The 25,929-nt window shown below is 61.1% G+C and carries 23 protein-coding genes; 7 read left to right on the top strand and 16 right to left on the bottom strand.

Annotated elements, in window-relative coordinates; translation table 11 throughout:
- Positions 1-2: 2 nt before the first annotated feature.
- On the top strand, positions 3-1,370 hold the full coding sequence (gene radA, locus HX811_RS25470) for a DNA repair protein RadA (protein WP_003215821.1): 1,368 nt from the start codon (positions 3-5) through the stop codon (positions 1,368-1,370).
- A 115-nt stretch (positions 1,371-1,485) separates the two neighbouring features.
- Here the strand turns inward: radA and HX811_RS25465 are convergent, their stop codons facing one another.
- Positions 1,486-1,854 carry a PilZ domain-containing protein gene (locus tag HX811_RS25465; protein WP_177047928.1) on the bottom strand — a complete coding sequence of 123 codons (369 nt, stop codon included), beginning with the start codon at positions 1,852-1,854 and terminating at the stop codon, positions 1,486-1,488.
- A 173-nt stretch (positions 1,855-2,027) separates the two neighbouring features.
- On the opposite strand from HX811_RS25465, the gene HX811_RS25460 reads away from it, so the two are divergent.
- From HX811_RS25460 to yjiA, 3 genes are all read left to right on the top strand, one after another.
- A complete protein-coding gene (locus HX811_RS25460) occupies positions 2,028-4,094 on the top strand; it encodes a carbon starvation CstA family protein (protein ID WP_003215826.1) in 2,067 nt (688 codons plus the stop codon).
- A 15-nt stretch (positions 4,095-4,109) separates the two neighbouring features.
- On the top strand, positions 4,110-4,307 hold the full coding sequence (locus HX811_RS25455; protein WP_003176208.1) for a YbdD/YjiX family protein: 198 nt from the start codon (positions 4,110-4,112) through the stop codon (positions 4,305-4,307).
- Positions 4,308-4,454: 147 nt separating this feature from the next.
- Positions 4,455-5,414 carry a GTPase gene (gene yjiA / locus HX811_RS25450; protein WP_177047926.1) on the top strand — a complete coding sequence of 320 codons (960 nt, stop codon included), beginning with the start codon at positions 4,455-4,457 and terminating at the stop codon, positions 5,412-5,414.
- Positions 5,415-5,611: 197 nt separating this feature from the next.
- Here the strand turns inward: yjiA and glyA are convergent, their stop codons facing one another.
- The 13 genes from glyA to HX811_RS25385 form a co-directional block, all read right to left on the bottom strand.
- Entirely contained in the window at positions 5,612-6,865 is a 1,254-nt protein-coding gene (gene glyA, locus HX811_RS25445) for a serine hydroxymethyltransferase (protein WP_063027005.1), read from the bottom strand.
- 242 nt (positions 6,866-7,107) lie between these two features.
- Positions 7,108-10,959, bottom strand: a complete 3,852-nt coding sequence (locus HX811_RS25440; protein ID WP_177047924.1) for a bifunctional diguanylate cyclase/phosphodiesterase — start codon at positions 10,957-10,959, stop codon at positions 7,108-7,110.
- A 115-nt stretch (positions 10,960-11,074) separates the two neighbouring features.
- Positions 11,075-11,686: a LysE family translocator gene (locus tag HX811_RS25435; RefSeq protein WP_177047922.1), complete on the bottom strand. Its 612-nt coding sequence runs from the start codon at positions 11,684-11,686 to the stop codon at positions 11,075-11,077.
- Positions 11,687-11,718: 32 nt separating this feature from the next.
- A complete protein-coding gene (locus HX811_RS25430; RefSeq protein ID WP_177047920.1) occupies positions 11,719-12,357 on the bottom strand; it encodes an alanyl-tRNA editing protein in 639 nt (212 codons plus the stop codon).
- A gap of 5 nt (positions 12,358-12,362) precedes the next feature.
- The gene (locus HX811_RS25425; RefSeq protein WP_177047918.1) at positions 12,363-13,124 is read right to left on the bottom strand and encodes a thioesterase II family protein; all 762 of its coding nucleotides are present in this window, start codon (positions 13,122-13,124) and stop codon (positions 12,363-12,365) included.
- 9 nt (positions 13,125-13,133) lie between these two features.
- On the bottom strand, positions 13,134-13,556 hold the full coding sequence (locus HX811_RS25420; protein ID WP_177047916.1) for a VOC family protein: 423 nt from the start codon (positions 13,554-13,556) through the stop codon (positions 13,134-13,136).
- Positions 13,557-13,565: 9 nt separating this feature from the next.
- Positions 13,566-14,495 (bottom strand): chlorinating enzyme, encoded by a 930-nt coding sequence (locus tag HX811_RS25415; RefSeq protein WP_177047914.1) that lies wholly within the window; start codon positions 14,493-14,495, stop codon positions 13,566-13,568.
- 8 nt (positions 14,496-14,503) lie between these two features.
- Positions 14,504-16,273, bottom strand: coding sequence for a non-ribosomal peptide synthetase (locus HX811_RS25410; RefSeq protein WP_177047906.1), 1,770 nt, complete (start codon positions 16,271-16,273; stop codon positions 14,504-14,506).
- Positions 16,270-17,118 carry an alpha/beta fold hydrolase gene (locus tag HX811_RS25405; RefSeq protein WP_177047903.1) on the bottom strand — a complete coding sequence of 283 codons (849 nt, stop codon included), beginning with the start codon at positions 17,116-17,118 and terminating at the stop codon, positions 16,270-16,272. The genes HX811_RS25410 and HX811_RS25405 overlap by 4 nt, the downstream gene beginning before the upstream one ends.
- A 10-nt stretch (positions 17,119-17,128) precedes the next feature.
- Positions 17,129-17,359 carry an acyl carrier protein gene (locus HX811_RS25400; RefSeq protein ID WP_017477826.1) on the bottom strand — a complete coding sequence of 77 codons (231 nt, stop codon included), beginning with the start codon at positions 17,357-17,359 and terminating at the stop codon, positions 17,129-17,131.
- 56 nt (positions 17,360-17,415) lie between these two features.
- On the bottom strand, positions 17,416-18,216 hold the full coding sequence (locus tag HX811_RS25395; protein ID WP_177047901.1) for a hypothetical protein: 801 nt from the start codon (positions 18,214-18,216) through the stop codon (positions 17,416-17,418).
- 63 nt (positions 18,217-18,279) lie between these two features.
- Positions 18,280-19,266, bottom strand: coding sequence for a trans-aconitate 2-methyltransferase (locus HX811_RS25390; protein ID WP_177047897.1), 987 nt, complete (start codon positions 19,264-19,266; stop codon positions 18,280-18,282).
- A 30-nt stretch (positions 19,267-19,296) separates the two neighbouring features.
- Entirely contained in the window at positions 19,297-19,968 is a 672-nt protein-coding gene (locus HX811_RS25385) for a GntR family transcriptional regulator (protein WP_177047895.1), read from the bottom strand.
- A 127-nt stretch (positions 19,969-20,095) separates the two neighbouring features.
- On the opposite strand from HX811_RS25385, the gene HX811_RS25380 reads away from it, so the two are divergent.
- The 3 genes from HX811_RS25380 to gdhA all read left to right on the top strand — a co-directional run bounded on the left by HX811_RS25380 (position 20,096) and on the right by gdhA (position 24,763).
- Complete coding sequence (locus HX811_RS25380; protein WP_218172375.1) at positions 20,096-21,292, top strand: benzoate/H(+) symporter BenE family transporter; 1,197 nt, start codon at positions 20,096-20,098, stop codon at positions 21,290-21,292.
- A 119-nt stretch (positions 21,293-21,411) separates the two neighbouring features.
- The gene (gene ettA / locus HX811_RS25375; protein ID WP_177047893.1) at positions 21,412-23,076 is read left to right on the top strand and encodes an energy-dependent translational throttle protein EttA; all 1,665 of its coding nucleotides are present in this window, start codon (positions 21,412-21,414) and stop codon (positions 23,074-23,076) included.
- A 349-nt stretch (positions 23,077-23,425) separates the two neighbouring features.
- On the top strand, positions 23,426-24,763 hold the full coding sequence (gene gdhA, locus HX811_RS25370; protein ID WP_003215835.1) for an NADP-specific glutamate dehydrogenase: 1,338 nt from the start codon (positions 23,426-23,428) through the stop codon (positions 24,761-24,763).
- On the opposite strand, the gene HX811_RS25365 is transcribed toward gdhA, so the two are convergent.
- Both HX811_RS25365 and HX811_RS25360 read right to left on the bottom strand, forming a co-directional pair.
- A complete protein-coding gene (locus HX811_RS25365; protein WP_177021861.1) occupies positions 24,760-25,257 on the bottom strand; it encodes a GreA/GreB family elongation factor in 498 nt (165 codons plus the stop codon). The genes gdhA and HX811_RS25365 overlap by 4 nt on opposite strands.
- Before the next feature lie 70 nt (positions 25,258-25,327).
- A complete protein-coding gene (locus HX811_RS25360; RefSeq protein WP_003215838.1) occupies positions 25,328-25,684 on the bottom strand; it encodes a hypothetical protein in 357 nt (118 codons plus the stop codon).
- Between the last annotated feature and the right edge of the window lie 245 nt (positions 25,685-25,929).

Below are 25,929 nucleotides of genomic sequence, written 5' to 3'. Positions count from 1 at the left end.
AAATGGCAAAGGCCAAGCGCATGTATGGCTGCACGGAGTGCGGCGCGACCTTTCCCAAGTGGGCCGGCCAGTGCACGGAATGCGGTGCGTGGAACACCCTGACCGAAACCATGATCGAGAGCGGCGGCGCCGTGGCCCCCAGCGGCCGTTCCGGCTGGACCGGGCAACAAACCCAGATCAAGACCCTGGCCGAAGTCAGCGTCGAAGAAATCCCGCGTTTCTCCACTGCTTCCGGTGAACTGGACCGGGTGCTGGGCGGCGGCCTGGTGGATGGCTCGGTGGTGCTGATCGGCGGTGACCCGGGCATCGGTAAGTCCACGATCCTGCTGCAAACCCTGTGCAGCATCGCCAGCCGCATGCCGGCGCTGTATGTCACCGGCGAAGAATCCCAGCAGCAGGTGGCCATGCGTGCGCGCCGCCTGGGCTTGCCTCAGGACCAACTGCGGGTGATGACCGAAACCTGCATCGAAAGCATCATCGCCACCGCGCGCCTGGAAAAGCCCAAGGTGATGGTGATCGATTCGATCCAGACGATTTTCACCGAGCAACTGCAATCGGCACCGGGTGGCGTGTCCCAAGTGCGGGAAAGTGCCGCGCTGCTGGTGCGCTATGCGAAACAGAGCGGCACGGCGATTTTCCTGGTGGGCCACGTGACGAAAGAAGGCGCATTGGCCGGCCCACGGGTGCTGGAACACATGGTCGACACCGTGCTGTATTTCGAAGGCGAGTCCGATGGGCGGTTGCGTTTGCTGCGGGCGGTGAAGAACCGGTTTGGCGCGGTCAACGAACTCGGAGTGTTCGCCATGACTGACCGGGGCTTGAAAGAGGTCTCCAACCCGTCAGCGATTTTTCTTACCCGCGCTCAGGAAGAAGTCCCAGGCAGTGTGGTGATGGCAACGTGGGAAGGCACCCGGCCGATGCTGGTGGAAGTCCAGGCGCTGGTGGACGACAGCCACTTGGCCAACCCGCGTCGTGTCACCCTGGGCCTGGACCAGAACCGGCTGGCGATGTTGCTGGCGGTATTGCACCGCCACGGCGGCATTCCCACCCATGACCAGGATGTATTCCTCAACGTGGTGGGCGGGGTCAAGGTGTTGGAAACCGCGTCTGACCTGGCGTTGATGGCGGCGGTGATGTCCAGCCTGCGCAACCGGCCGTTGCCCCATGACTTGCTGGTGTTTGGCGAAGTGGGCCTGTCGGGTGAAGTACGCCCGGTGCCCAGTGGCCAGGAGCGCCTTAAGGAAGCGGCCAAGCACGGCTTCAAGCGGGCCATCGTGCCCAAGGGCAATGCGCCGAAAGAAATGCCACCGGGGCTGCAAGTGATCGGGGTAACGCGCCTGGAGCAGGCGCTGGATGCCCTGTTCGAATAGTCGCCAGCCACACAGCCCCCCTGTGGGAGCCGGGCTTGCCCGCGATGGCGGTGTATCAGCTGATTGATATGCAAACTGACACACCGCCATCGCAGGCAAGCCAGCTCCCACATGCTCAGATCTCCAGCAAGGCGGCGAATTCCCGCTCCAGTTCTTCCTGATCGCCCAGGTTCAGCTCGATTATCCGCCGCAGGTGGCTTATGGAGTCGAGGTCGATGTGTTCGCACACAAAGCCGAGCTGCCCATGATCGTCGTGGGTCAGCCGCACCTGCATCTTCACGTCGGTCTCGGCGTCCAGATGAATGTCCACGTCGAATGATTCGTAGCGATGGCCGTGCCATTCTTGCGGCCGTTGCACCAGCAAGCCCTTGAGCGACAAATCTACCAATTGCACCGACCAGACATGGCCGTCTTGCGTGAGCTCGGTCCTGGCATCGAAGGCAATGCGTCGGAAACGGCGTCGGTCTGAAGGCTGTTCGCTCATGGTGAAACCCTCTGTGGATAAAGGAATTGTAGCCGTGCGCCATCATGGGGCGGTTTTTTCTGCTTTTTTTGCCCCGGCAAGGCTCTAGACCAACGTAGGGGGGTGGCCTTTAAGGCCAGTAGCGCTAAACTCGGGATGGCTGTCTTTCTGTCCACCCTGGCTGGAATATAAAAATGAAAAATAATAATAGCCTGCTACGCCATCTACCCTGGCTGCTGCTGGCAATCGTAGGAGCGTGCGCCCTGGGCGTAGTGGCCTTGCGCCGCGGCGAGGCGATCAACGCCTTGTGGATCGTGGTCGCAGCAGTGGCCATTTATCTGGTTGCTTACCGTTACTACAGTCTGTTCATCGCTAACCATGTGATGCAGCTCGATCCACTGCGGGCTACCCCCGCTGTGCTGAACAACGACGGTCTGGACTATGTGCCGACCAACAAACACATCCTTTTTGGTCACCACTTCGCGGCAATCGCCGGCGCAGGGCCTTTGGTCGGCCCGGTACTGGCGGCGCAGATGGGCTACCTGCCCGGCACGTTGTGGCTGATCGCTGGCGTGGTGCTGGCGGGGGCGGTGCAGGACTTCATGGTCCTGTTCTTGTCCACCCGGCGCAACGGCCGTTCCCTGGGGGACATGGTCCGCGAAGAGATGGGCCGCGTGCCCGGGACCATCGCGCTGTTCGGCTGCTTCCTGATCATGATCATCATCCTCGCGGTGCTGGCGCTGATCGTGGTCAAGGCCCTGGCCGAAAGCCCGTGGGGCATCTTCACGGTGATGGCAACCATCCCGATCGCGATGTTCATGGGCATCTACATGCGCTACATCCGCCCGGGCCGCATCGGTGAAATCTCGATTGTCGGCGTGCTGTTGCTGCTGGGTTCGATCTGGCTGGGCGGGCAGATTGCCGCTGACCCGGTGTGGGCCAAGGCCTTCAGCTTCACCGGGATCCAGATCACCTGGATGCTGGTGGGTTATGGCTTCGTGGCTGCCGTGTTGCCGGTGTGGCTGATCCTCGCGCCACGTGACTACCTGTCTACGTTCCTGAAAATCGGCACCATCATCGCCCTGGCGATTGGCATCCTGGTGACCATGCCCGACCTGAAAATGCCGGCGCTGACCCAGTTCATCGATGGCACCGGCCCGGTGTGGAAGGGCGGCCTGTTCCCGTTCCTGTTCATCACCATCGCCTGTGGCGCGGTCTCGGGTTTCCACGCACTGATCTCCTCGGGCACCACGCCCAAGTTGCTGGCCAGTGAAGGGCACGCCCGTTACATCGGCTACGGCGGCATGTTGATGGAGTCGTTCGTGGCCATCATGGCGATGGTTGCCGCTTCGGTGATCGAGCCAGGCGTGTACTTCGCCATGAACAGCCCGGCCGCGATTGTCGGCGGTGACGTGGTGGCTGTGGCGCAAACCGTCAGCAGCTGGGGTTTTGCAATTACCCCGGAAGCGTTGCAGGCGGTGGCCCATGACATTGGTGAGTCCACCATCCTGGCCCGTGCCGGTGGTGCGCCGACCCTGGCGGTGGGTATCGCGCAGATCCTGCACAGCGTCCTGCCGGGTGAAAACACCATGGCGTTCTGGTACCACTTTGCGATCCTGTTCGAAGCGCTGTTCATCCTGACTGCGGTCGACGCCGGTACCCGTGCCGGTCGCTTCATGCTGCAGGATTTGCTCGGCTCCTTCGTGCCGGCGCTCAAGCGTACCGAGTCCTGGACGGCCAACCTGATCGCTACCGCAGGTTGTGTGGCGATGTGGGGTTACCTGCTGTACCAGGGCGTGATCGACCCACTGGGCGGCATCAACACCTTGTGGCCGCTGTTCGGTATCTCCAACCAGATGCTGGCCGGTATCGCGCTGATGCTCGCCACGGTTGTGCTGATCAAAATGAAACGCCAGCGCTACATCTGGGTGACCATGCTGCCAGCCGTATGGCTGCTGATCTGCACCGTGACCGCAGGCTTCATCAAGCTGTTCGACGCCAACCCGGCGATCGGCTTCCTGTCCCTGGCCAAGAAATACAGCGATGCCCTGGCCGGCGGCCAGATCCTCGCACCGGCCAAGAGCATCGACCAGATGCAACACGTGATCTGGAACGCCTACACCAACGCAACGCTGACGGCGCTGTTCCTGTTCGTGGTCTTCAGCATCCTGTTCTATGCGCTCAAGGTTGGCATTGCTGCCTGGGGCAAAAAGGAACGTACGGATAAAGAAGCGCCATACCAGGCCATCCCGGACGCTTGATAGAGGATTGCAATCATGTTCAATGACATCAGTCGCCTCGGTAAATACCTCGGTCAGGCCGCGCGCCTGATGGTCGGCATGCCCGACTACGACACCTACGTCGAGCATATGCAAACCAAACACCCGGACAAACCGATGATGGACTACAAGGCGTTCTTCCGGGAACGCCAGGAAGCCCGTTACGGCGGCAAGGGTGGGCCCAAGTGCTGCTAGCCCGGTAGTTCGGGCTGCGGTGATCCCTTGTGGGAGCGGGCTTGCTCGCGAAGGCGGTCTTTCAGTGATGCATGTGCTGACCGACACGCCGCCTTCGCGAGCAAGCCCGCTCCCACATTTGTTTTGTGTTTCTTCAAGGAGAATTCTTTGTCCTCTCCCATTCCCGTCACCGTCCTCAGCGGCTTCCTCGGCGCTGGCAAGACCACCTTGTTGCGTCACCTGCTCAAGGCCGAGCAAGGCTTGAAAATCGCCGTGATCGAAAATGAATTCAGCGACGCCGGTATCGACACCCAATTGCTGGGCAGCGAGCCGGTGCAAGTCATGACCCTGTCCAATGGCTGCGTGTGCTGCACCATCCACACTGACCTGACCAAGGCCCTGTACCTGTTGCTGGAGCGCCTGGACAGCGGCGAGATCGCCTTCGACCGCCTGGTGATCGAGTGCACCGGCCTGGCCGACCCGGCCCCTGTGGCCCAGACCTTTTTCATCGATGAAGAACTGCGTGAGCGCTACATCCTCGACGGCATCATCACCCTGGTGGACGCGGCCCACGCCGAGCACCACCTGACCCAGACCATCGCCCAGGCGCAGATCGGGTTTGCCGACCGCCTGCTGGTGAGCAAGCGCGACCTGGTGGACGACGCCACCTTCGACGCCCTCAGCGAGCGCCTGACCCGCATCAACCGCCGGGCGCCGATTCGTGTGGTGGAACACGGCAAGATCGACCTCGCCGAACTGCTGGATGTGCGCGGCTTCAACCTCAACGCCGGCATGAGCCTGCGCCCGGTGAGCCAGGCGCCGTCCATCGACCGTATTTCCAGCCTGGTGCTGCGCACTGACCAGCCGCTGGATATCGACAAACTCAGCGAGTTCATGAACGAGCTGCTGGAAGACCACGGCAAGCAATTGCTGCGCTACAAAGGCGTGCTGAACATTGCCGGGGAAGACCGGCGCATGGTGTTCCAGGGCGTGCTGAAGCTCTACGGGTTCGACTGGGACACCGAATGGGCCGAAGGCGAAGCGCGGGAAAGTGTGATTGTGTTTATTGCTGACGAGTTGCCGGAAGAGAAGATTCGCGAAGGCTTTGCGCGGGTTTACCAATCCTGACTTGAAACGCAGTCAAAATGTGGGAGCGGGCTTGCTCGCGAAAGCGGTGTGTCAGTCAGCCCATGCATCAACTGACACAGCGCTTTCGCGAGCAAGCCCGCTCCCACATTTGATGTCATTTCAAATTGAGAAAGCAGCGTTTTCAGGCATAAAAAAGCCCGGCTCAAGAGCCGGGCTTTTCATTCAGGCAACTGCAATCAAGCGCCGTATACCGGCAGTTTCTTGCAGATGGCCTTGACCTTCTCACGCACAGCGTCAATCACTGCTTCGTTGTTCAGGTCAGCCAGGATGTCGCAGATCCAGCCAGCCAGTTCCTTGCACTCTGCTTCCTTGAAGCCACGAGTGGTCACAGCCGGGGTGCCGAAGCGCAGGCCGGAGGTGACGAACGGCGAACGTGGGTCGTTCGGTACCGAGTTCTTGTTCACGGTGATGAAGGCTTTGCCCAGAGCGGCGTCAGCGTCTTTACCGGAGATGTCCTGCTTGATCAGCGACAGCAGGAACAGGTGGTTCTCAGTACCGCCGGACACCACGTCAAAACCACGCTCGATGAACACGCCGGCCATGGCCTTGGCGTTTTTCACCACTTGCTGCTGGTAGGTCTTGAACTCAGGCTGCAGCGCTTCCTTGAAGCAGATCGCTTTGGCGGCGATCACGTGCTCCAGCGGGCCGCCCTGGCCGCCCGGGAATACCGCGGAGTTCAGCTTCTTCTCGATCTCGGCGTTGGCGCGAGCCAGGATCAAGCCGCCACGTGGACCGCGCAGGGTCTTGTGGGTGGTGGTGGTCACGACGTCAGCGAACGGCACCGGGTTCGGGTAGACGCCAGCGGCGACCAGACCGGCCACGTGGGCCATGTCGACGAACAGGTAGGCGCCGACCTTGTCAGCGATTTCGCGGAAGCGTGGGAAATCCAGGATCTGCGAGTAGGCAGAGAAACCGGCCACGATCATTTTTGGCTTGTGCTCAACGGCCAGGCGCTCGACTTCGTCGTAGTCGATCAGGCCGTTGCCGTCGATGCCGTACTGAACGGCGTTGTACAGCTTGCCGGAGGAGGAAACGCTGGCGCCGTGGGTCAGGTGACCGCCGTGGGCCAGGCTCATGCCCAGGATGGTGTCGCCCGCTTGCAGCAGGGCCAGGTACACGGCGCTGTTGGCTTGGGAGCCGGCGTGTGGCTGGACGTTGGCGTAATCGGCGCCGAACAGTTCCTTGGCGCGGTCGATGGCCAGTTGCTCAACGATGTCGACGTACTCGCAACCACCGTAGTAACGCTTGCCCGGGTAGCCTTCGGCGTACTTGTTGGTCAGAACCGAACCTTGAGCCTCCATAACCGCAGGGCTGGTGTAGTTTTCCGAAGCGATCAGCTCAATGTGCTCTTCCTGGCGCACGGCTTCTTGCTCCATGGCGGCAAAGAGATCGGCGTCGTACTTGGCAATAGTCAAATCACGGCTGAACATGGCGGTCCTCAAGGATCGGGGGCAGAAAAGAAGCGCATTCTAACCCAATGGGTTTTAGATGGCATATGAAAGGACATCATGTCGCGGACAAGCGGGGCTCATCTGGGGATAGGTGGTGTTTGTTCGGGCCCCTTCGCGAGCAAGCCCGCTCCCACATTCAATCGGGTTCCTTCAGGTGGAATACGGTCGAATGTGGGAGTCGGGCTTGCCCGCGATGAGGCCATCCGCATCACCTGAGGATTTCAGTCGAACATGAACAGCGCATCATTGCTGAACTGCGCCTCAAACCGGTTCGCCGGCATCGGTCGCCCGAACAGGTAGCCCTGCACCTCATCGCAACCGTGCTCCCGCAGGAAGTCCAGCTGCTCATGGGTTTCCACACCCTCGGCGATCACCGCCAGGTTCAGGCTGTGGGCCATGGCGATAATCGCCCGGGCAATCTGCGCATCCTGCTCACCCGACGGCAGGCCGTCGACAAAGGTGCGGTCGATCTTCAGCACGTCGATGGGGAACTGCTTGAGGTAGTTCAGCGATGAATAACCGGTGCCGAAGTCATCTACCGCGATGCTCAGGCCGAGGTTTTTCAGGCTGGCGAGGATCTGCATCGCTTCGTTGACCTCGCGCATCAGGATACTTTCGGTCAGCTCCAGCTCCAGGCACGCCGGCGGCAGGCCGGTGTCCTTGAGGATGGTGGCGATGCGCTCGCCCAGTTGCCCGTCGGAGAACTGCCGGGCCGAAATGTTGACCGAGACCTTGGGCACCCGCACCTTGTTCTGGTGCCAGGTCTTGAGTTGGCGGCAGGCTTCGCTGATCACCCAGTCACCCACGTCCACCACCAGCCCCAACTCCTCCAGCACCGGGATGAAGTCCCCCGGCGGCACCAGCCCGCGGCGGGGATGGCGCCAGCGCAGCAGGGCTTCGGCACCGGTCAAACGTTTGCCGTCGCCGCTGAACTGCGGCTGGTAATACAGCACGAATTCGTTCTGTTCCAGGGCGTGGCGCAGGTCGCTTTCCAGCTCCAGGCGTTCCAGTGCGCTGGCGTTCATGTCGGCCTGGTAGAACTGGAAGTTGTTCTTGCCCCGCTCCTTGGCGTGGTACATCGCCGTGTCGGCGTTTTTCATCAACTGGCTGAGTTCGTTGCCGTCCTGCGGGCTCAGGGCGATGCCGATACTGGCGGTGACGAAGAACTCGCGGCCCTCCAGCACAAACGGCTTCACCAGGCTGGCCAGAATCTGCTCGGCCACGTGAATCGCCCGGTTCAGCGCCATCTCACGGTTGACCCGCGGTTGCAGCAGCAAGGTGAATTCGTCGCCGCCCATGCGTGCCACGGTGTCGTCTTCGGCGACGCAGCCCAGCAGGCGGGTGGCCATTTCCTTGAGCATGCGGTCGCCGGCGGCGTGGCCCAGGGAGTCGTTGATCGGCTTGAAGCGGTCGAGGTCGAGGAACATCAGCACCACCCACGACTTCTGCCGTTCCGCCGATTGCAGCGCGGTGTGCAGGCGGTCCTGGAACAGCGTGCGGTTGGGCAGGTGGGTCAGGGCGTCGTAGTAGGCCAGGCGATGGATACGCTGTTCGCTGGCCTTGCGTTCGCTGATGTCACTGAAGAAGCACACGTAGCTGGCCAGGTCGCCTTCGTCATCGAACACGGCAGTAATTCCGACCCAGGCCGGGTAATGCTCGCCGTTGCGGCGCTTGAGCCACACTTCGCCTTCCCAGGTGCTGTGCTGGTGCAATTGCTTGAGCACGTAGCGCAGGTGGGCTTCCTGCTGTTCGTCGACGGTGAGCATGTTCGGCAACTGGTCGAGCACGTCCGCCACCGCATAACCGCTGACCCGGCTGAACGCCTCGTTGGCCTGCACGATATAGCCGGCAGGGTCGGTGATCAGGATCGCCGAAGTCGAGTGTTCGAATACCGTGGCCGCCATGCGCAGGTCTTTTTCCGCGCGGCGTTGCTGGCTGATATCGCGACCCACGCCGAGGATGCCTTCGAACGCGCCGTGCTCGTCCCACACCAGCACCAGGCGCAGTTCGATGGGGACCTTGCGCCCGTCGGCCCGCAGGCAGTCGAACAGGAATAGCTGGGTCTGCACGTCGTTGCGCAAGGCCGCGAGGGATTCGGGTTGGTCCAGAGCGCGGCTGACTTGCTCTACCAGGCTGTAGATGCCCGTGAGTTGCTGCGGGTTGGCGATGGTCGATTGCCAGCCGTTTTCGAAGATCCAGTCCACGTCGTAGCCCAGCACCGCGTTCACCGAAGGGCTGACGTAGTTGAGGGCCAGCTTGCTGTCGGTGGAGAAAATTACGTCGCTGATACTTTCGGCCAGCATGCGGTAGCGCTGTTCGCTGTCGCGCAGGGATTCGCTGGCCTCGATCTGGTCGGTGATGTCCTTGGCCACGCCGATGATGCGCGTGACCTGGTCGGTCTTGTCCCGGGCCAGGGCCTGTTCGCGGATATCGAAGCGCCGCCATTGGTTGTTGCGGTGGCGAAAGCGCAACTGGCACTGCAGTTGGCTCAGGTAGCCGGCCTGGCGCTGTTGCAGGCGCAGGTCGTGGTAACGCTCGGCGTCTTCGGGGTGCAGCAGGATCTCCCAGAAGTACTCGCCCATCTGCTGCAACTCGGGCTTGTTGTAGCCCAGGGTGTGGCCCAGGTGGTGGTTGCTGAAAATCATCCGCTGGCTGATCACATCCTGCACATACAGGTGATCGGGCACGGTGCGCACCACGTCCGACCAGAAACCCTCGCGCTCCACCAGCGACAATTCGATCAGCTTGCGGCTGGTGATGTCGCTGATGCTCAGGATCACTGCCTTGAAGTCGTCCTGTTGCTCCGGCAGGCGCATCACCAGCCACAGGTATTGGTCGTTGCCTTCGACATCGCTGAGCTGGATTTCCAGTTCGAGCTGTTTTTGCTGGGTCAGTACCGCGTCGATCACCTGGTTACCGATGGCGGTTGGGCTCGACGGGCAGGCGTCGATCAGGCGCTCCCAGGCTTGTTCGCAAGAGGCAACATTCAGCAGGCGCACCGCCACCTGATTGACCTCGGTGATGCGTAGCTCCTTGAGCAGTTGCTGGCGTTGCTCCGGGTTGTCTTGCAACAACTGTTGCAGTTGCTCGCAGGTTTGCAAGTGGGTCTTGTCGAAGAACGCGCGCAGGCCTGACAGGTCGAGCACGCACAGCGCCACGCCGGTGCCTTCGAAAATATCCTGGTAGCGCCGGCGCCCCTCGTGCACCTGGCGCTGGCGGCGGCGCATGTTCAGCAGCACGATCACCGGGATCAGCGAGAAGGCCAGGCCCAGCAGGCATTTGCCGATAAAGGCCGGCAGCAGTTGCTCCAGCACGGCGGCGCGGTCGAACAGGCCGCGCAGTTGCCAGTCGCTCTTGCTCAGGGGCGTGACCAGTACACTTTTGTTCAACTCGTCCGGGGTCAACGCGGTGGCCCATTGGGCCGGCATCCCGCTGTCACGGCTGACCACCCGGTGGTTCAGGCGGTTTTCGATGACCCACATCGGGCGCTGGCCCTGGCCATCCTGGCGGGTCAGGTTGGCCAGGTAATTGGGGGCCAGGCGCAAGGCCCAGTACATCTTGGTGCCGCCGCTGGGCTGGTGCAGCAGCAGGTAGATGACGGTGCCGTCGTTGTTGTTGCTCAGGTAATAGGACTGGGCGTGGCTGCGCTTGACCAGTTCTTCGAGCCAGGCGCTGTCCTGGCTGTCGCTGGCGCTGTCACTGATCATCGCGCCGCTGGGGGCGAGCAGGGCGACGCTGCGCAACTCCGGCAAGGAGCGTTGCAAGGTGCGCATCAGGATTTGTTGCTGTTCGGCGTCCCGCGGCGGTTCGACGATCGGCAGCAGGTTCAGCGCGATCTGCGCACTGAGGGCCATGTTCAGGCTGATCTGTTCGGCCAGGTCGGCGCTGTAGTCGATGGTGTATTGCTGCTGGTTTTTCTGGTTTTGCTGCAACTGGTCCAGCAGTTGCCAGAACAATAACGCGAGCAGCAACAGGACCAGCGTCGCCAATGCGCCCTTCAGGGTTCCGTGCAGGGGCGCTCCCGGCGCTATATGAGCGGCGCGCAGGGGAGTTGGCGGCGTTACGTTGGACAAACTGTGATCCTGCGGTTTGGCTGGACTGGCGCGCGACGTGCACTATAAGCCGGACGCCCGGAGGGCGGCTAGCATGCCTTGTGTTGTGGCAAAGTGCCAGCCCCGCTTGGCGGGACTACAGGGCCGCGCCGGTATTGATCAGGGAGTCTGCCAACCGGGAAAGGATCGCCACCGCGAAGCAGCCGATCACCACAGAGGCCGTGCGGTTGATATTCAGCGGCGTCAGCCAGGCATGCCCGCTGCGTTTGATGCGTGCGCCGAACAGCACCCAGGTGCAGCCGACCGGGATCACCACCGCGCTGAATTGCGCGACAAAATGCAGGTACAGCGTGATATCCGCAAACGTCTGCACCGGCACGATGAACGAGACCACCAGTAAACCCTTGGGGTTGATCAGGGTGAGCAAAAAGAAGTGCCGCTGCGAGACCCGCGCCTCGGGAAGGGGGTTGCGCGGGTTATCCGGGTGACGCCAGAGTCGGTAGGAGGTCTTGATCAGATACGCCACCGACGCCAGTTGCACCCACTTCAGGCACCAGGGCGCACTGTCGCCGATATGGCTGAGCAGGTAGCCCCAGAAGGATATCTGCAGCAGGTAGGCCAGGCACTCCAACAGGCTCAGGGGCCAGGCACGCCGGAAGCCGCTGAGCACTCCGGAGCGCAGCAATAGCGTATTGGTCGGCCCCGGCATCAATAGCAGCAACCCAAGTGCAGACATGACGTTGAGCATGATGGTTGTCTCCTGAAACCGCTGCTGGGCGGTCAATCCACCAGGTAGATTTCGACGCGTTCTTTGTGCGCGCCAATGTTGTTGCGCTTGAGGCGAATACGCCCGACCTCGCCTGTGGTGCGCAGGTGTGTACCGCCACAGGGCACCTCTGAAAACCCCTCGATGTACCAGCAACGGCGCAAGCGCTCGGCGTCGGTAAAGCGACTTTCAATCGGCAGGTCGGCAGCCACCAGTTGCTCGACGTCCTGCAGGATCTCGGGGAAGTACTGGCTGATATTGCCCGTCAGCGCAAAATCGATCCGCGCCTTGCTCTGGCCGATATGCGCGCCGATCTTTTCCAGGGTCGGGAATTTCTTGTAGAACAATTCCAGGACAATTTCGGCGGCGAAATGCAGGCGCATCAGCGCATACCGCCGGGGCCAGTCGATCTCCACGCTGACCAGGTCACCCACGGCAAAGTCCGGCTCTTCGGCCAGGCGGTAGATGATGCGTTCATCGGCAACCGTGGCCTGGCTGACGTCGATCCGGTTGATGCGGCCCTGATCCGACTCCTGGCCGCCGGATTCGGCGAAGAAAATCGTCGGGCTGATCACCACGTCGCGCCCCTCGATGCTCAACACGCGAGCGTCCAGGGACGAGAGATAAGGGGTGTTCCAGAATGCACGTTCCATAACGCTTAGCTGCCTTGTTCATTGAGGGCGGTTAAAAGGGGCGAATACAAACGTTGAAAATCGCTGCTGAAGAAAAAATGCCCGCCGGGTACGCACTCGCTATGGAAGCCGGCGCTGGTGTAGCGCTGCCATTCGTCAAGGCGTTGGGGGTCAAGCAGCGGGTCGTCCTGGCCATTGAGAATGTGCAGAGGCACCGGCAGCGGGCGGATAAAGTGATAAGTGAGTTGCGCGTTGAGCGCCAGGTCGGCCTTGAGCTTGCCCAGGGCGTGGCGGGCGAAACTGCATGAGGCATCCGTCGGCAGCGGCAACGGGCTCTCTGAACACACGTGCTGCCACAGTTGATGGTCGTCCATCGCCCCCAGCAGCGGCGAGTAGCCGGCATGGGGCGGCATGCGCCCGGACAGGATCAACTGCGTCGGCAACGGCCGGTCGCGTTCGGCCAGCGCGTGGGCGACGTCCAGTGCCAGCCCGGCACCGAAACTGTGGCCGTAGAACGCATACGGTACGCTCACGCCTCGCAGTTCATCGACAATGGCCTCAATCAGCAGTGCGATCTGCGTGGCTGATGCTTCCTGGCCGCGTTCCTCGCGCCCGGGCAGCTTGACGGCCCACGCCGCGATACCGATATCGGCCAAGCGGCTCAAGTCATTGAACGCCGAGGCACCCCCACCTCCATAGGGAAAGCACAGCAGCAAGCGGTCGGCGTTTGCGAGGGCACCGGGCAGCGGTGCAAGCCAGCGCTGTTGCGCCAAAAGGGCAGCGACCATGGCGGCTCCTTAACCGGTGATCTCGAACAGGCCCACCGCCGGGTGGAACATGTGCGAGGTGGTCAGCGAACGATGTTCCGCGGTAGCCGGGTACGGAATGGTCATGGGCGTCGTCACCGTAACGCCGCCGAGGCTCGCCAGGGACGCTTGGGTGGCCTGCATGTCGCCGACCCTGAAGGCCACGTGGTAAATGCATGCTTCCACATTCCCCAGCAACCGGCTGACGACGCTGTCGGAGCGAAAGGGTTCGACCACTTCCACGATTTCTCCCGCCGGGGAGCGCAGCTTGGTGATCAGCACCCCAAACGTATCGATCGGTTGTTTATGGAACAGCACCTCGAACCCCAGGGCGGTGAAGAACGCCAAGGTTTTCTCCGTGGACCGGGTGGCATACGCAATGTGGTCAATGGCCAGGTAAGAGGGCTGTTCCATGGTCAATCCTCAGTTCGTGGCCAGGGGCTTGAGATCCAGGCCGCTGAGGCTCTTGGCCGCCACCCGGTTCTTGTGGTCGGTGGCGGTACCGGCCACTTGCACCACGCCGAACCGGTCCAGGCGATACTCGCCACCAAACTCCTTCACGTAATCGGTATCGGGGTAAACCTTGACCCGTCCGGGCACGTAGCGGGCCACATAACCCAGGCGGGTCTTGTCGGTTGTCGAGTTGGGCAGCGAGCAGTGCATGAGCATCGAGCGGAAGATCACGAATTGGCCGGCCTTCATCACAATCGGCACCGCCGCTGCCTCATCCGGCTGCCACGACTTGTCCTTTTGCAGGGTGCTGTAGTCGTAGCCGTTGAACCCGCGTGCGTACTGGCCCTTGATCACGTCCTTGTTGGCCACCGGGTCGAAGGTCATGCCGATGGATTCGTCGTAGTTCATTTGCTTGTGGGTGCCGGGGATAAACAGCATGCAGCCGTTTTCCTGGGTGGCATCGGTGAAGCCGGTCCATACATTGATGGCGCCGCCGAACGACTCGTCCTCGGGCCACACCAGTTGCGGCTCGCCGGAAGCGTGGCCGAAGGTGTCTGCCTGGTGCCAGTCGGTGCCTTCGTTGCCCGGGTATTTGGGGATGAATTCGCTGCGCCAGCAGATCACGTCCGGGCCGAGGATGCTGCGCAGGCGGTGCACGATTTCCTTTCGAAACACATGGTGGGTCAGCAAGTCCACATCCAGGTGGCGGTCGTAGTTGGTGATCGCCACATCCAGCGGTGCGTCGTAGGGCGCGTGGGTGCGGTTGAACAGTTGAGCGCGGACGGTTTTGTGCATCTGCTTCATCTCTTCAGGCTCATAGAGCGTGAAGGGACCGATAAACCCATCCCGGTCGAATTGCTGAAGTTCCTGTTCCGTCAACGAAAAGTCAGTGATGTCCATGTCGGCTCCTAAGAGAAGTTACTGAGGTTTTCATGCGTTGCGTAGTACTGCACCCACTCTTGCAAGGTGTTCAGCCTGGCGACTTCGTCGAACGGGGTTCTTCTGCCAAGGGTCTGGTTGATTCGGCTATGGGCCATGACCACACTCAAGGACGAGGCGCCATAGGCGTAAATGGAGTTTTCCAGCTGCAGGTCGCGGGTGCCGAGGATGCCGCACCAGGCCTCGAGCACCGCTGAACCGGCCTGCCGGGGGGACGCTGGCGGTGCTGTCTCCAGCGTCTGCAAACGGCGCTTGTCGACTTTGCCGTTGGCCGTCAGCGGAAGTTCCGGCAAGTGGTGGATTCGGGTCGGCACCATGTAGTGGGGCAACTGGCTGCCCAGCAAACTCATCAGCTTGCCTTCATCGGTATTTGGCCAGCCATGCTGGAACACGATGAATGCATGCAGGCTGTTCTCCAGTGCATTCATGGCGCGCGTCAGCACCACAGCCTGGGCGATGCCGGGCAGTTGGGTCAGGGCGTGTTCGACCTCGGCGACTTCTACCCGGTAGCCTTTGATTTTCACCTGTTCGTCGATGCGGCCCTGGTAAAACAGCAATCCGTGCTTGCCTTCGGTCACGTAGTCGCCGGTGCGGTAATAGGTACCCTCCGGCCGTTGCAGGAAGCGGGTTTCAGTCAACGCCTCGTCGAGGTAACCCAGGGCCAGGTTGGCGCCCGCGAGCAGCAGCTCGCCGGGCGTGCCGGGGTCGACTTCCTGCAGTTGGGCATCGACGATTTTGCCGTGTACCCTGTTGAGCAATTGCCCGATGGGCAGTACGTCCCGCTCGGCGTCCTGGGGTTTGTTCAGGCTGTACCAGGTGGAAAACACCGTGTTCTCGGTAGGGCCATAGCCATTTACCAAGGTAATGCCGGGGTTGGCCACCAGCAGGGCGCGGGCATGCACCGGCTTGAGCACTTCGCCGCCAACGAAGAGCACACGCACCGAGTCGAGCATCGACAGCCGGTGCTGCGCCACCAGGTGGAACAGTGAGGTCGTCAGCAACAGCACATCGCACCGGGCCGCGAGCACGCATTGAGCGAGGTTGTCGATATTGAACGCATCGGGTTGCAGGGTGACGCGGGCGCCGGTCAGCAGCGGCACCCAGACTTCAAACAAGGCGGCGTCGAAGCCGATGGACGAATGATGCACATAGCTGCGGGCCTTGCCCTGGACCTGGCGCTGCACGTTGTCCACCAGGTTCAGCAGGCCGCCATGGCTGATGCGCACACCCTTGGGCACTCCTGTGGTGCCGGAGGTGAACATCACCGTGATCACCGACGCGTCAGCCAAACGCCGTCGGATGGGCGGGCGCAAGGGCGGCCCTTCGGCGCTCAGGGTGCCGCTGGTATCCAGGCGAAAGCAGGTCAGCCGTGGGTCAAGGCGCATGTCTGCCGGTTGGCCGAGCAGCAGCAAATGGCTGCAGCCCAGTTGTTCCAGCAAGGCGATCAGGCGTTTGCCTGGGGTGCCCGGTTCGATGCAGACGTAGGCAATGCCCAGTTTGCAGCAGGCCAGTACTGTCACCAGATAGGCCATGCACCGGCTGGCCATCAACGGCACGTAAGGGTGATCGGCCAAACCTTGGCGCGTCAGTTCTTCGCAACGTTCCAGCACCCGGGTGTGGAGCTGTTGATAAGTGACCGAGTGTCCTTCGTCGACCACGGCAACTGCGTTGGGCGTTTGCGTGCAGATCGACTGGAACCGGCGGTAGGCTTTGGTGGGCAGCGGGTTGTGGGCATTCATTGAACGGCCCTCTGCTGGTGATGGGTCAGAAAACGGGTCATGGCCTGGTACAACTGTGTGTGGCCGTCGACAAAGTCGTGGTGCTGGCCGTCGGGGTCTTCCACCAATTCGCTGTGGGGCAGCCATTTGGCGATGTACCGGGAAGACGCGGTGTCGGTATAGCGGTCCTGGCTGCCGCACCACACCAACGTGGGCGCCTGTACGGCCTGTGCCGTCCTGGCCACTTCCAGGCTCGCCAGGCTGTTGAGGAACGTCAGGTACTGGCGGAATGCGGGCAATTCCCGCAGGGGGCGCACCTGCTGGTAGCGATAGTCGCTGGGGGTATAGGCGCTGTTGGCGTGCAACAGGCTCACGGCCTCGTACACCTGGGCGCAATTGCCCTGGGGAATTGACTGCATCATGCGTTCCACGTCGCGCTCGTACTGGCTTTTGCTGACCTCGTCATTCTTGAGAAAGTACGCGCCATTGAGCAGCAGCAGGGTGCGACAAGCGCCCAGACTGGCGGCCAGCAACGCCAGGGGTGCCGAGGAGCAATAGCCCACCAGCGCATCCACCTGCACGGCCTTGGGCAGCGCTGCATGGAACTGGCGGATAAAGTCGGCGACGCCTTCGTCGGGCGCCAGGTCGGCTGCCGCGGCGTATGCCAGCAAGGCGTCGCTTTCGAGGATGATCAGGTTGAAACGGCTGATCAGAAACAGCGCTGCGTTCTTCATGTAGAAGCACTGGGTGCCCACCGGCGACAGCAACAACAGGGTTGCCCGCGCGGGGTCGAAGGGCAGGCTCTGGACACAGATCACCTTGCCAGCACGTTCCAGATTTAAGGTCAGTGTGAACAGGCTGTGCATGGCAACCCTCTCAGGCCGTGTGTGCTGTGTGGGTGCCTTGCAACTGCGCAAGTACCGTTTGTTTGCAGGGCATGCGGAAAAACTGCTCCATGTTGATGTTGGCGCCGAACGCCTCGTTGACCTGGCCGATCAACTGGATCGCTGTGAGGGAATTGGCGCCCAGGTCGAAGATGTCCTCATGGTCGCCCACCGGGCGCTGGAAGATGGCTTCGAAGATCTTGTCGAGTTTTGCTGAGCTCATGGTCTACCTGCCTCGTTGGCATTAAGGGGGCCGGTGGCCCGGCCCGACGGTAAGGTTCACGCCGCGACGCGGTCGCCCTCGGCCTGCAGCAGGGTGGCATCGAGCAAGTCCCACAGGGCTTCCAGGTTGTTGAGGAAGTCATCGGCGCCCTGCACGATCGCTGCGCTGTTGTCGGGGTTGAGCACCGAGCCCACGGCCTCGATCGCGTTTTGTTCGTGCTGGCATTCGGCACCGGTTTCGCCGTAGTGCTCCACCAGGTAATGCATCGCCGGTTCGTCGAAACTGGCGCGGTACAGACCGCTGTCGATCAGGCAGGCCTTTTCGCCGGGAATCAGTTGCCGGTTGGAAATGATTTCCAGGGCCAAGGCCGTACCGAGGCTTTTGTACACGTCCTGGGCGGCCGTGGACTTGCGTGCTTCGAAGGTCTGGATGGCTTTTTTGGTCTGGGGCATCAGGCCGGTGCTGAAGTCATACCCGGGCAGTTGGCCGAGCAGTTCGTCGGAGCAGCGCTTGAGCATGGACTCGATGTGGATCTGGTCGGTCAGGTCGTCGAAAACCGGCTTGCCGGGCACCGAGCGGTTAATGATATGCCCGGCCATCATGGCCAGTTCCGGGCCGTGGTTTTCCTCGCTGTCGACGATCTCCTGGAGCAGGTGGCTTTCCGTGGACAGGCCGATCTGCTTCAAGCCCTGGGGCAGGTTCCAGCCGGGGCGGGTGGCGTCGCAAAAACTGCGGATATGGTGGAAGAGGGCGCCGATGGCCTCGGTGCCGGGGTTGACCCGCGCCCAGTTATGGAAAATGGGATGGCTGTAGCAACGATGGGTTTTGACGCGCTCCACTAGGTTTTCTATACGCATGATCGATCTCCCGATGAGTGGTTACTGCATAGGATTTCTTACTGCTTGAGGTTGGGTGTTGCTCTAGTGACCGACGATCAGGCGACTGCCGGAAAGGCCGGGTTTGCTGATGGTCACGTCGCTGAACCCGGCTTTTTCAAGGAGCGCGCGCCAGCCGTCTTCCGTCGGGAATTTGCGGTCCATGAAGTGGGTGTGCAAAAACGTGAATGCCAGCGAGTAGGCGTTGTTTTCCCAGGGCGCGTCATCGGGGATGGCGTCGGCTATCACCAGCTTGGCCTGGGGCGAGGCGGCCTTGATGGCGGCCAGCAGGCGCGGCAGGACTTGGCTCTGGGTGGGGTTGAGGTCGTGGAACACGAAGCCTGCGTGAATGACATCGACATCCTTGAGCAGGCTCGGGTCGGTGATCAGGCTTTCCACCGGTGCGTGGATCACCTGAATCCGCTGGCTCAGGCCTTTGCCCTCGATAATTTCCCGGGCCTTTTCGCAGGCGCTGGCGCTCAGGTCGATGCCAATGGCGGTGGCGTGGGGCAGTTGCTCCAGCAGGCGGATCAATAACCCGCAGGTACCGGAGCCGAAGTCGATGATCTTCTTAGGGTTGGCCTTCAGGATTTCCTTTTCGGCATGGGGATAAAAGTCGGTTGCCCCCATCCATTTGGACGTCCTGGCCACGTGTTCGCCGTTGCGCACGTAGGTATCGATCGAACCGGGCAAGTCGTTGGCGAACTGCACCGGGTGTTCGATCAGCGGTGCACAGGACTGTAGGGCCCAGAGCAGGTAGCCGCAGTTATTGACCGCCACCGGCAGCTCGCCAGTGCCGGTGTAGTGGCCAGCGCGCTCGGTCGCCAGCCCCAGCTTGCACAGCGCCTTGAGGTAAGACTCGACGAAATGCTGCTTGGCGCCGCTGATACGCACCACTTGCCCGGCCTCGAACGGCTCGCCCTGCATCAGCAGTTCGACGACCCCCAGGCGTGCGCCCATCTCGAGGAAAATCGACTTGCCTGCCAGGTTTTGCGCAGAGTCGATGGCTGTTGCTGACATGACCTGGGTCATGATCCACCTCCGTGTGTGATGAGCGTGCGCTCAGGGTTTTCGGTCGAAAAAGTTTTCCAGTGCAATGGCTGCCTTAATCAAATGCTTGCGCACCAACGCTTCGGCGCGATCAAGGTCCTGGTGGGCAGCAGCCTCAACCATCGCCAGGTGTTCATCTTGTGACATGTGCTCGCGTCCCATGGCCGACAGATGAAAGCGCAGGTACCGATCCTCCACCGACAGCTGCTTCTCTACCAGTTGCAACAACTTCGCATGGGGCGTCTTGCCGTACAGGCACATGTGAAAACGTTTGTTCAGTACACCCAGTTGGTCCATTTCCGTTTCGTCATGCATTTGCTGGATCAAATCCCGAGCCAGCTGCAGATCGTCACGGGTCAAAAAAGGAATCGAATACCGAATGGCGGCCGGTTCCAGTGCCAGGCGGATGGCGTAGTTATCGAGGCCATCGGCTTTGGAAATCTGCGTCACGATCGCGCCCTTATAGGGTACGAAGTCCACCAGTGCTTGCGCTTCCAGCTTTTTCAGGGCCTCGCGAACCGGCATCCGGCTGACGTTGAAGGTTTGCGCCAGCTCTTCCTGGCGCAAGACCTCCCCCGGAGGAAGACGGCCCTCCAGAATGGCCTGCTTTAACACCTGTTCAATCTGCTCGCTGGCAGTCCTGTGTTGAATCTCTCCGAGGTCGCTGAGCAGTTTGCTTTTCAAATCCACTTCTCACTACTATTGGACAACATATCCAATATCCAATGGATATTGGTTGTAGCACCGAGTTTTTTGAATTGCAAGATTGGCCCTTTTCTTTCGTCGCAAATCCGACGAGCGAGGTGGCGGCATGAGTGCTTTGAGTAAGACCGGCGTCGCAGGGGGCCAGGTGCCCGGCGAGTGGTGGAGCCTGGTCAGCACGGGCGCGAGTGCCGCGCTGATCGGCTTTATCAGTACATTCTTTATCGTTTTGCAGGGCTTCTATAACGTGGGCGCCACCCCCTCCCAGGCGGTGAGTGCCTTGGCGATGTTGTGCCTGTTCCAGGGGGTGATGGGGATAGGGTTCTCCCTGGCCACTCGAAAACCCTATGCCTTTGCCTGGTCGACGCCGGGGTCGGCCATTTTGCTCAGTTATAACCAGCCGCTGGGCGGGTTCGATGAAGCCGTAGGGGCTTTTTGCATGTCGGGGGCGTTGATGCTGGCCCTGGCCGTGGTGCCACGTATTGCCCGCTACATCGAGAAAATACCCGCCAGCCTGTCGTCGGCGATGCTGGCGGGGGTCTTGCTGTCACTGGCCAAATCCTTTGTGCCAGCGTTTGAGACCTACCCGCTGATCGTTGGGTTGGTAACCGGCATCTGGTTGCTGCTGTTTATCTGCAAGCCGTTGGTCGCTTTGCCGGTGGCGCTCGGTGTGCTGTTCGCCTATTTCCTGTTCCAGCCGGCGCTGCAACCGGTGGCTGCGGCGCTGGCCCACGGGGTGGAATTTGTCGCACCGGTGTTTACCCTCTCATCCTTTATCAACCTGTCGATCCCGTTGTTCGTGGTCACTCTGTTTTCGCAAAACATCCCGGGTTATCTGATTTTGCGCAACAACGGCTACGCCACTCATTTTCCCGGCACCTTATTCGTCACCGGGCTGGCCACCTCGTGTGCGTCGTTGTTCGGTTGCCACAACCTCAACCTGGCGGCACTGACCGCTGCCATGTGCGCCGGCCCGCTGGCGTCACGTGACAAATCCCTGCGCTACGTTGCCAGTTGCGCCGCCGGGGTGAGCTACCTGGTAATGGCGTGGTTTGCGGCCGGCCTGGTGAGCCTGCTGTCGGTGATTCCGTCGCAAGTCATCCTCGCGCTGGCGGCGTTGGCCCTGTTCAGCACCCTGGCGGATGCGTTGCGGGACTCGCTCAAAGCCGACCTGTATTACCCGGCCGTGGCGACGCTGATGATTACCGTGTATTTCCCGAACTTCTTCCACGTGTCGTCATCATTCTGGGGATTGTTGCTGGGCACCCTGTTTTATCTGGTCTACAGCAAGAAAAAGCTGGGGTGAAAGCACCTGTCAATCTGCCCGCCGCGCCTCAGTTAGGTTAACCTTGAGGATTACGAATGCTATGTACAGCGCCATGACGCTACGTAGGCCTGTTCTCACATTTCCACGAGGTCCACATTTTGGCTCAATACGTCTTCACCATGCATCGGCTGGGAAAAGTTGTTCCGCCGAAGCGGGAAATCCTGAAAAACATTTCTCTGTCCTTCTTCCCGGGCGCCAAGATCGGCGTGCTCGGCCTCAACGGTTCGGGTAAATCCACCCTGTTGAAAATCATGGCCGGCGTCGACACCGAGTTCGACGGCGAAGCCCGCCCGATGCCCGACCTGAATATCGGCTACCTGCCACAGGAACCTGTCCTGGACCCGACCAAGACCGTGCGTGAAGTGGTCGAGGAAGCGGTCAGCGTGATCAAGAACGCCCAGGCCCGCCTGGACGAGGTCTACGCGGCCTACGCTGAAGAAGACGCCGACTTCGACAAACTGGCGGCAGAACAGGCCAAGCTCGAAGCCATCCTGCAAGCCGCCGACGGTCACAACCTGGACCGCCAGTTGGAAGTCGCCGCCGACGCGCTGCGCCTGCCGGCGTGGGACGCCAAGGTTGAACACCTGTCCGGTGGTGAAAAGCGTCGTGTGGCCCTGTGCCGCCTGCTGCTGTCGGCCCCCGACATGCTGCTGCTCGACGAACCGACCAACCACCTGGACGCCGATTCCGTCGCCTGGCTGGAGCATTTCCTGCACGACTTCCCGGGCACCGTGGTTGCGATCACGCACGACCGGTACTTCCTGGACAACGTTGCTGGCTGGATCCTCGAGCTCGACCGTGGCGCCGGTATCCCTTACGAGGGCAACTACTCCGGTTGGCTGGAAGCCAAGTCCGACCGTCTGGCCGCCGAATCCAAGCAACAGTCGGCCCATGAAAAGGCCATGAAAGACGAGCTGGAATGGGTGCGTAAAGGCGCCAAGGCGCGTCAGTCGAAATCCAAGGCCCGTCTGGCGCGTTTCGAAGAGATGCAGTCCCAGGAATTCCAGAAGCGTTCCGAGACCAACGAAATCTACATCCCGGCCGGTCCGCGCCTGGGTGACAAGGTCATCGAGTTCAAGAACGTCTGCAAGGGCTACGGCGACCGCGTGTTGATCGACAACCTGTCGTTCTCCATGCCAAAAGGCGCCATCGTTGGCGTGATCGGCGGTAACGGTGCGGGTAAATCCACACTGTTCCGCATGCTGATGGGCAAGGAACAACCGGACTCGGGCACCATCGAAGTCGGCGAAACCGTGCAACTGGCTTGCGTTGACCAGAGCCGCGACGACCTCGACGGCAGCAAGACGGTGTTCCAGCAGATTTCCGACGGTTCCGACCAGATCCGTATCGGCAATTACGAAATCCCGTCGCGCACCTACGTGGGTCGCTTCAACTTCAAGGGCGGCGACCAGCAGAAGTTCGTCAAGGACCTGTCCGGTGGTGAGCGCGGTCGCTTGCATCTGGCCCTGACCCTGAAAGAAGGCGGCAACGTATTGCTGCTCGACGAACCGTCAAACGACCTCGACGTTGAAACCCTGCGTTCCCTGGAAGAAGCCCTGCTGGACTTCCCGGGCGCCGCCATTGTGATCTCTCACGATCGGTGGTTCCTTGACCGCGTGGCCACTCACATCCTGGCGTACGAAGACGACTCCCAAGCGGTGTTCTTCGAAGGCAACTACACCGAATACGAAGCCGATCGCAAGAAACGCCTCGGCGAAGCAGCTGCCCAGCCGCATCGTGTACGGCACAAGAAACTGGCCTGATTCGGGTTGGTGGTTTGAACAAGCGGAGCCTTCGGGCTCCGCTTTTTTTTGCGTGTTTTCATGTGCACCGCGTCGTCTGCATCGCAGGCAAGCCAGCTCCCACAGTTGACCGCATTGTCATGGATGCACTGGATCAAATGTAGGAGCTGGCTTGCCTGCGATAGCGGATTAACTGTTGGTGCAAGGCCTGGATTGAAATCCTCATTAAGGTGCAAAAAACGCCTGTATTTATATCTAATGCACCATTTAAATTCACAAAAGCGACATTTTGCCCTGTCGCGGTGCGACATGAATTGATAAAGTCCGGGACAAATCTCCTTTAACGACAATAAATTTGCCGAGACTTTTCATGATCGAATCCGTTGAATCCTTCCTTGCCCGCCTCAAGAAACGCGACCCCGACCAGCCGGAATTCCACCAGGCCGTGGAAGAAGTCCTGCGCAGTTTGTGGCCGTTTCTTGAAGCCAATCCCCACTACCTGAACTCGGGCATCCTGGAGCGCATCTGCGAGCCGGAGCGTGCGATTGTGTTCCGGGTCTCGTGGGAAGATGACCAGGGCAAAGTACGAGTCAATCGCGGGTTCCGGATCCAGATGAACAGCGCCATCGGCCCGTATAAAGGCGGCCTGCGCTTCCACCCGTCGGTGAACCTGGGCGTGCTGAAATTTCTCGCCTTCGAACAAACCTTCAAGAACTCCCTGACCTCGCTGCCCATGGGCGGCGGCAAGGGCGGCTCGGACTTCGATCCCAAGGGCAAGAGCGACGCCGAGGTGATGCGCTTCTGCCAGGCGTTCATGAGCGAGCTGTATCGCCATATCGGCTCGGACGTGGATGTGCCCGCCGGTGATATCGGCGTGGGCGCCCGGGAGATCGGCTTCCTGTTCGGCCAGTACAAGCGCCTGAGCAACCAGTTCACCTCGGTGCTGACCGGCAAGGGCATGAGCTACGGCGGCAGCCTGATTCGCCCGGAGGCCACCGGTTTTGGCTGCGTGTACTTCGCTGAAGAAATGCTCAAGCGCAACGGCGAGCGGGTCGAAGGCAAGCGTGTGGCCATCTCCGGCTCCGGCAACGTCGCCCAGTACGCGGCGCGCAAGGTCATGGATCTGGGCGGCAAGGTGATTTCCTTGTCCGACTCCGAAGGCACTCTGTACTGCGAAAGCGGTTTGACCGAAGAACAATGGTCGGCACTGCTTGAACTGAAAAACGTACAGCGCGGGCGCATCAGCGAACTGGCATCGCGTTTCGGCCTGGAATTCCGCGCCGGCAAAGCACCATGGGAACTGGCCTGCGACATCGCGTTGCCCTGCGCCACCCAGAATGAACTGGACGCCGAAGCGGCGCGCACCCTGTTGCGCAATGGCTGCGTCTGCGTGGCCGAAGGCGCCAACATGCCGACTACCCTGGAGGCGGTGGATATCTTTATCGAGGCCGGCATCCTGTTCGCGCCAGGCAAGGCGTCCAATGCCGGCGGGGTGGCGGTGAGCGGGCTGGAGATGTCGCAGAACGCCATGCGCCTGCTGTGGACCGCCGGTGAAGTGGACAGCAAGCTGCACAACATCATGCAGTCGATCCACCATGCGTGCGTGCACTACGGCGAAGAGAACGGCCGGGTCAACTACGTGAAGGGCGCCAACATTGCAGGCTTCGTGAAGGTTGCGGATGCAATGCTGGCCCAGGGCATCGTTTAACCCTCGGGTTCGATGCGCAGGATTTCGATCAACTGATCACCGACGGGGCGCTTCCACAGCACCTCGTCGCCCACCTGTGCACCCAGCAGCGCGCGGCCCAGTGGCGAACCCCAGTTGATCAGGCCCACCGTGGCGTCGGCCTGGTCTTCGCCCACTAACTGAATGCGCTGCTCTTCGTCCTGTTCGTTGGCAAAGGTCACCCAGCTGCCGATTTGCACCTTGTCGGTGGAGGTTGCCGGCGCCACCACCTGTGCGCTTTGCAGGCGCTGGTTGAAGTAACGCAAATCCCGCTCAAGGTCGGCCTGGCGCTGTTTATCGGCCTGCTCGCCCTTGGCGGATTCTTCGCTGTGCTCATGCTGCAGCTGCGCGACCCTGGCCTGCAATTGTGCAAGTCCGCGGGCAGTGAGGTGATTGGGTTGCGCGCTGACTTGGCGTTCCACCGGTTGGCTGGCCTGGGCAGCGGCGCTGTCTTCGTTGACGAAAGCTCGACTCATGACGTTCTCCTGCTATGGAGTTTGGGCCATGGTCGCAGGGGTTAAGTTTCGCTGGATGTCTGGAAGCGACCTATTGCGAGCGAAAGGCCCTGGCAGCGTCGCGGTCTTTTTCCTGTTGCCAGGCGCGTTCGCGGTCGTCCCAGTGGCGATTCTTGTAATCGTTCAGGTCTTCGTTCTCGCGCATGGCCTTGCACTGGCGAAAACCGTCATCCCAGCCTTCGGCGTAGGTGCGGTCTTTCAGGTAGCGCGGGACGTTCTTGCGAAATTCCCCGGTGATCACCCCGGCGGCCTGGCGGCCGCTGCTGCAACCGTCGTCATAGCCGTCGGCGAAGGCGGGTGGGTAACCCTTGGCCAGCAAATCCTCATGGGTTGATTGGCAACCCGACAGCAGGGCCAACAGGCCCAGCACTACAGCGTACCGCCACATCGCTTGCTCCCTGGCCGTTGAACGGCTGATGGGGGAAGTGTAGGAGTGGATTCGTTCGGGGTATGTGAAACGGATGTGAGAAATCCGTGTGACGCTGCGGCTTCGGGCGATCACGCGCGCCCTGTGGCGAGGGAGCTTGCTCCCGCTGGGGCGCGAAGCGGCCCCTGTTCAGGGTATAGAGATATTCCAGAGAGGGTGAGGTGTCTGGTTTTGGGGCTGCTGCGCAGCCCAGCGGGAGCAAGCTC

It is taken from the genome of Pseudomonas sp. F8002, from assembly GCF_013385495.1.
Lineage (GTDB): Bacteria > Pseudomonadota > Gammaproteobacteria > Pseudomonadales > Pseudomonadaceae > Aquipseudomonas.
This window is presented reverse-complemented; position numbering and strand designations above follow the sequence as displayed.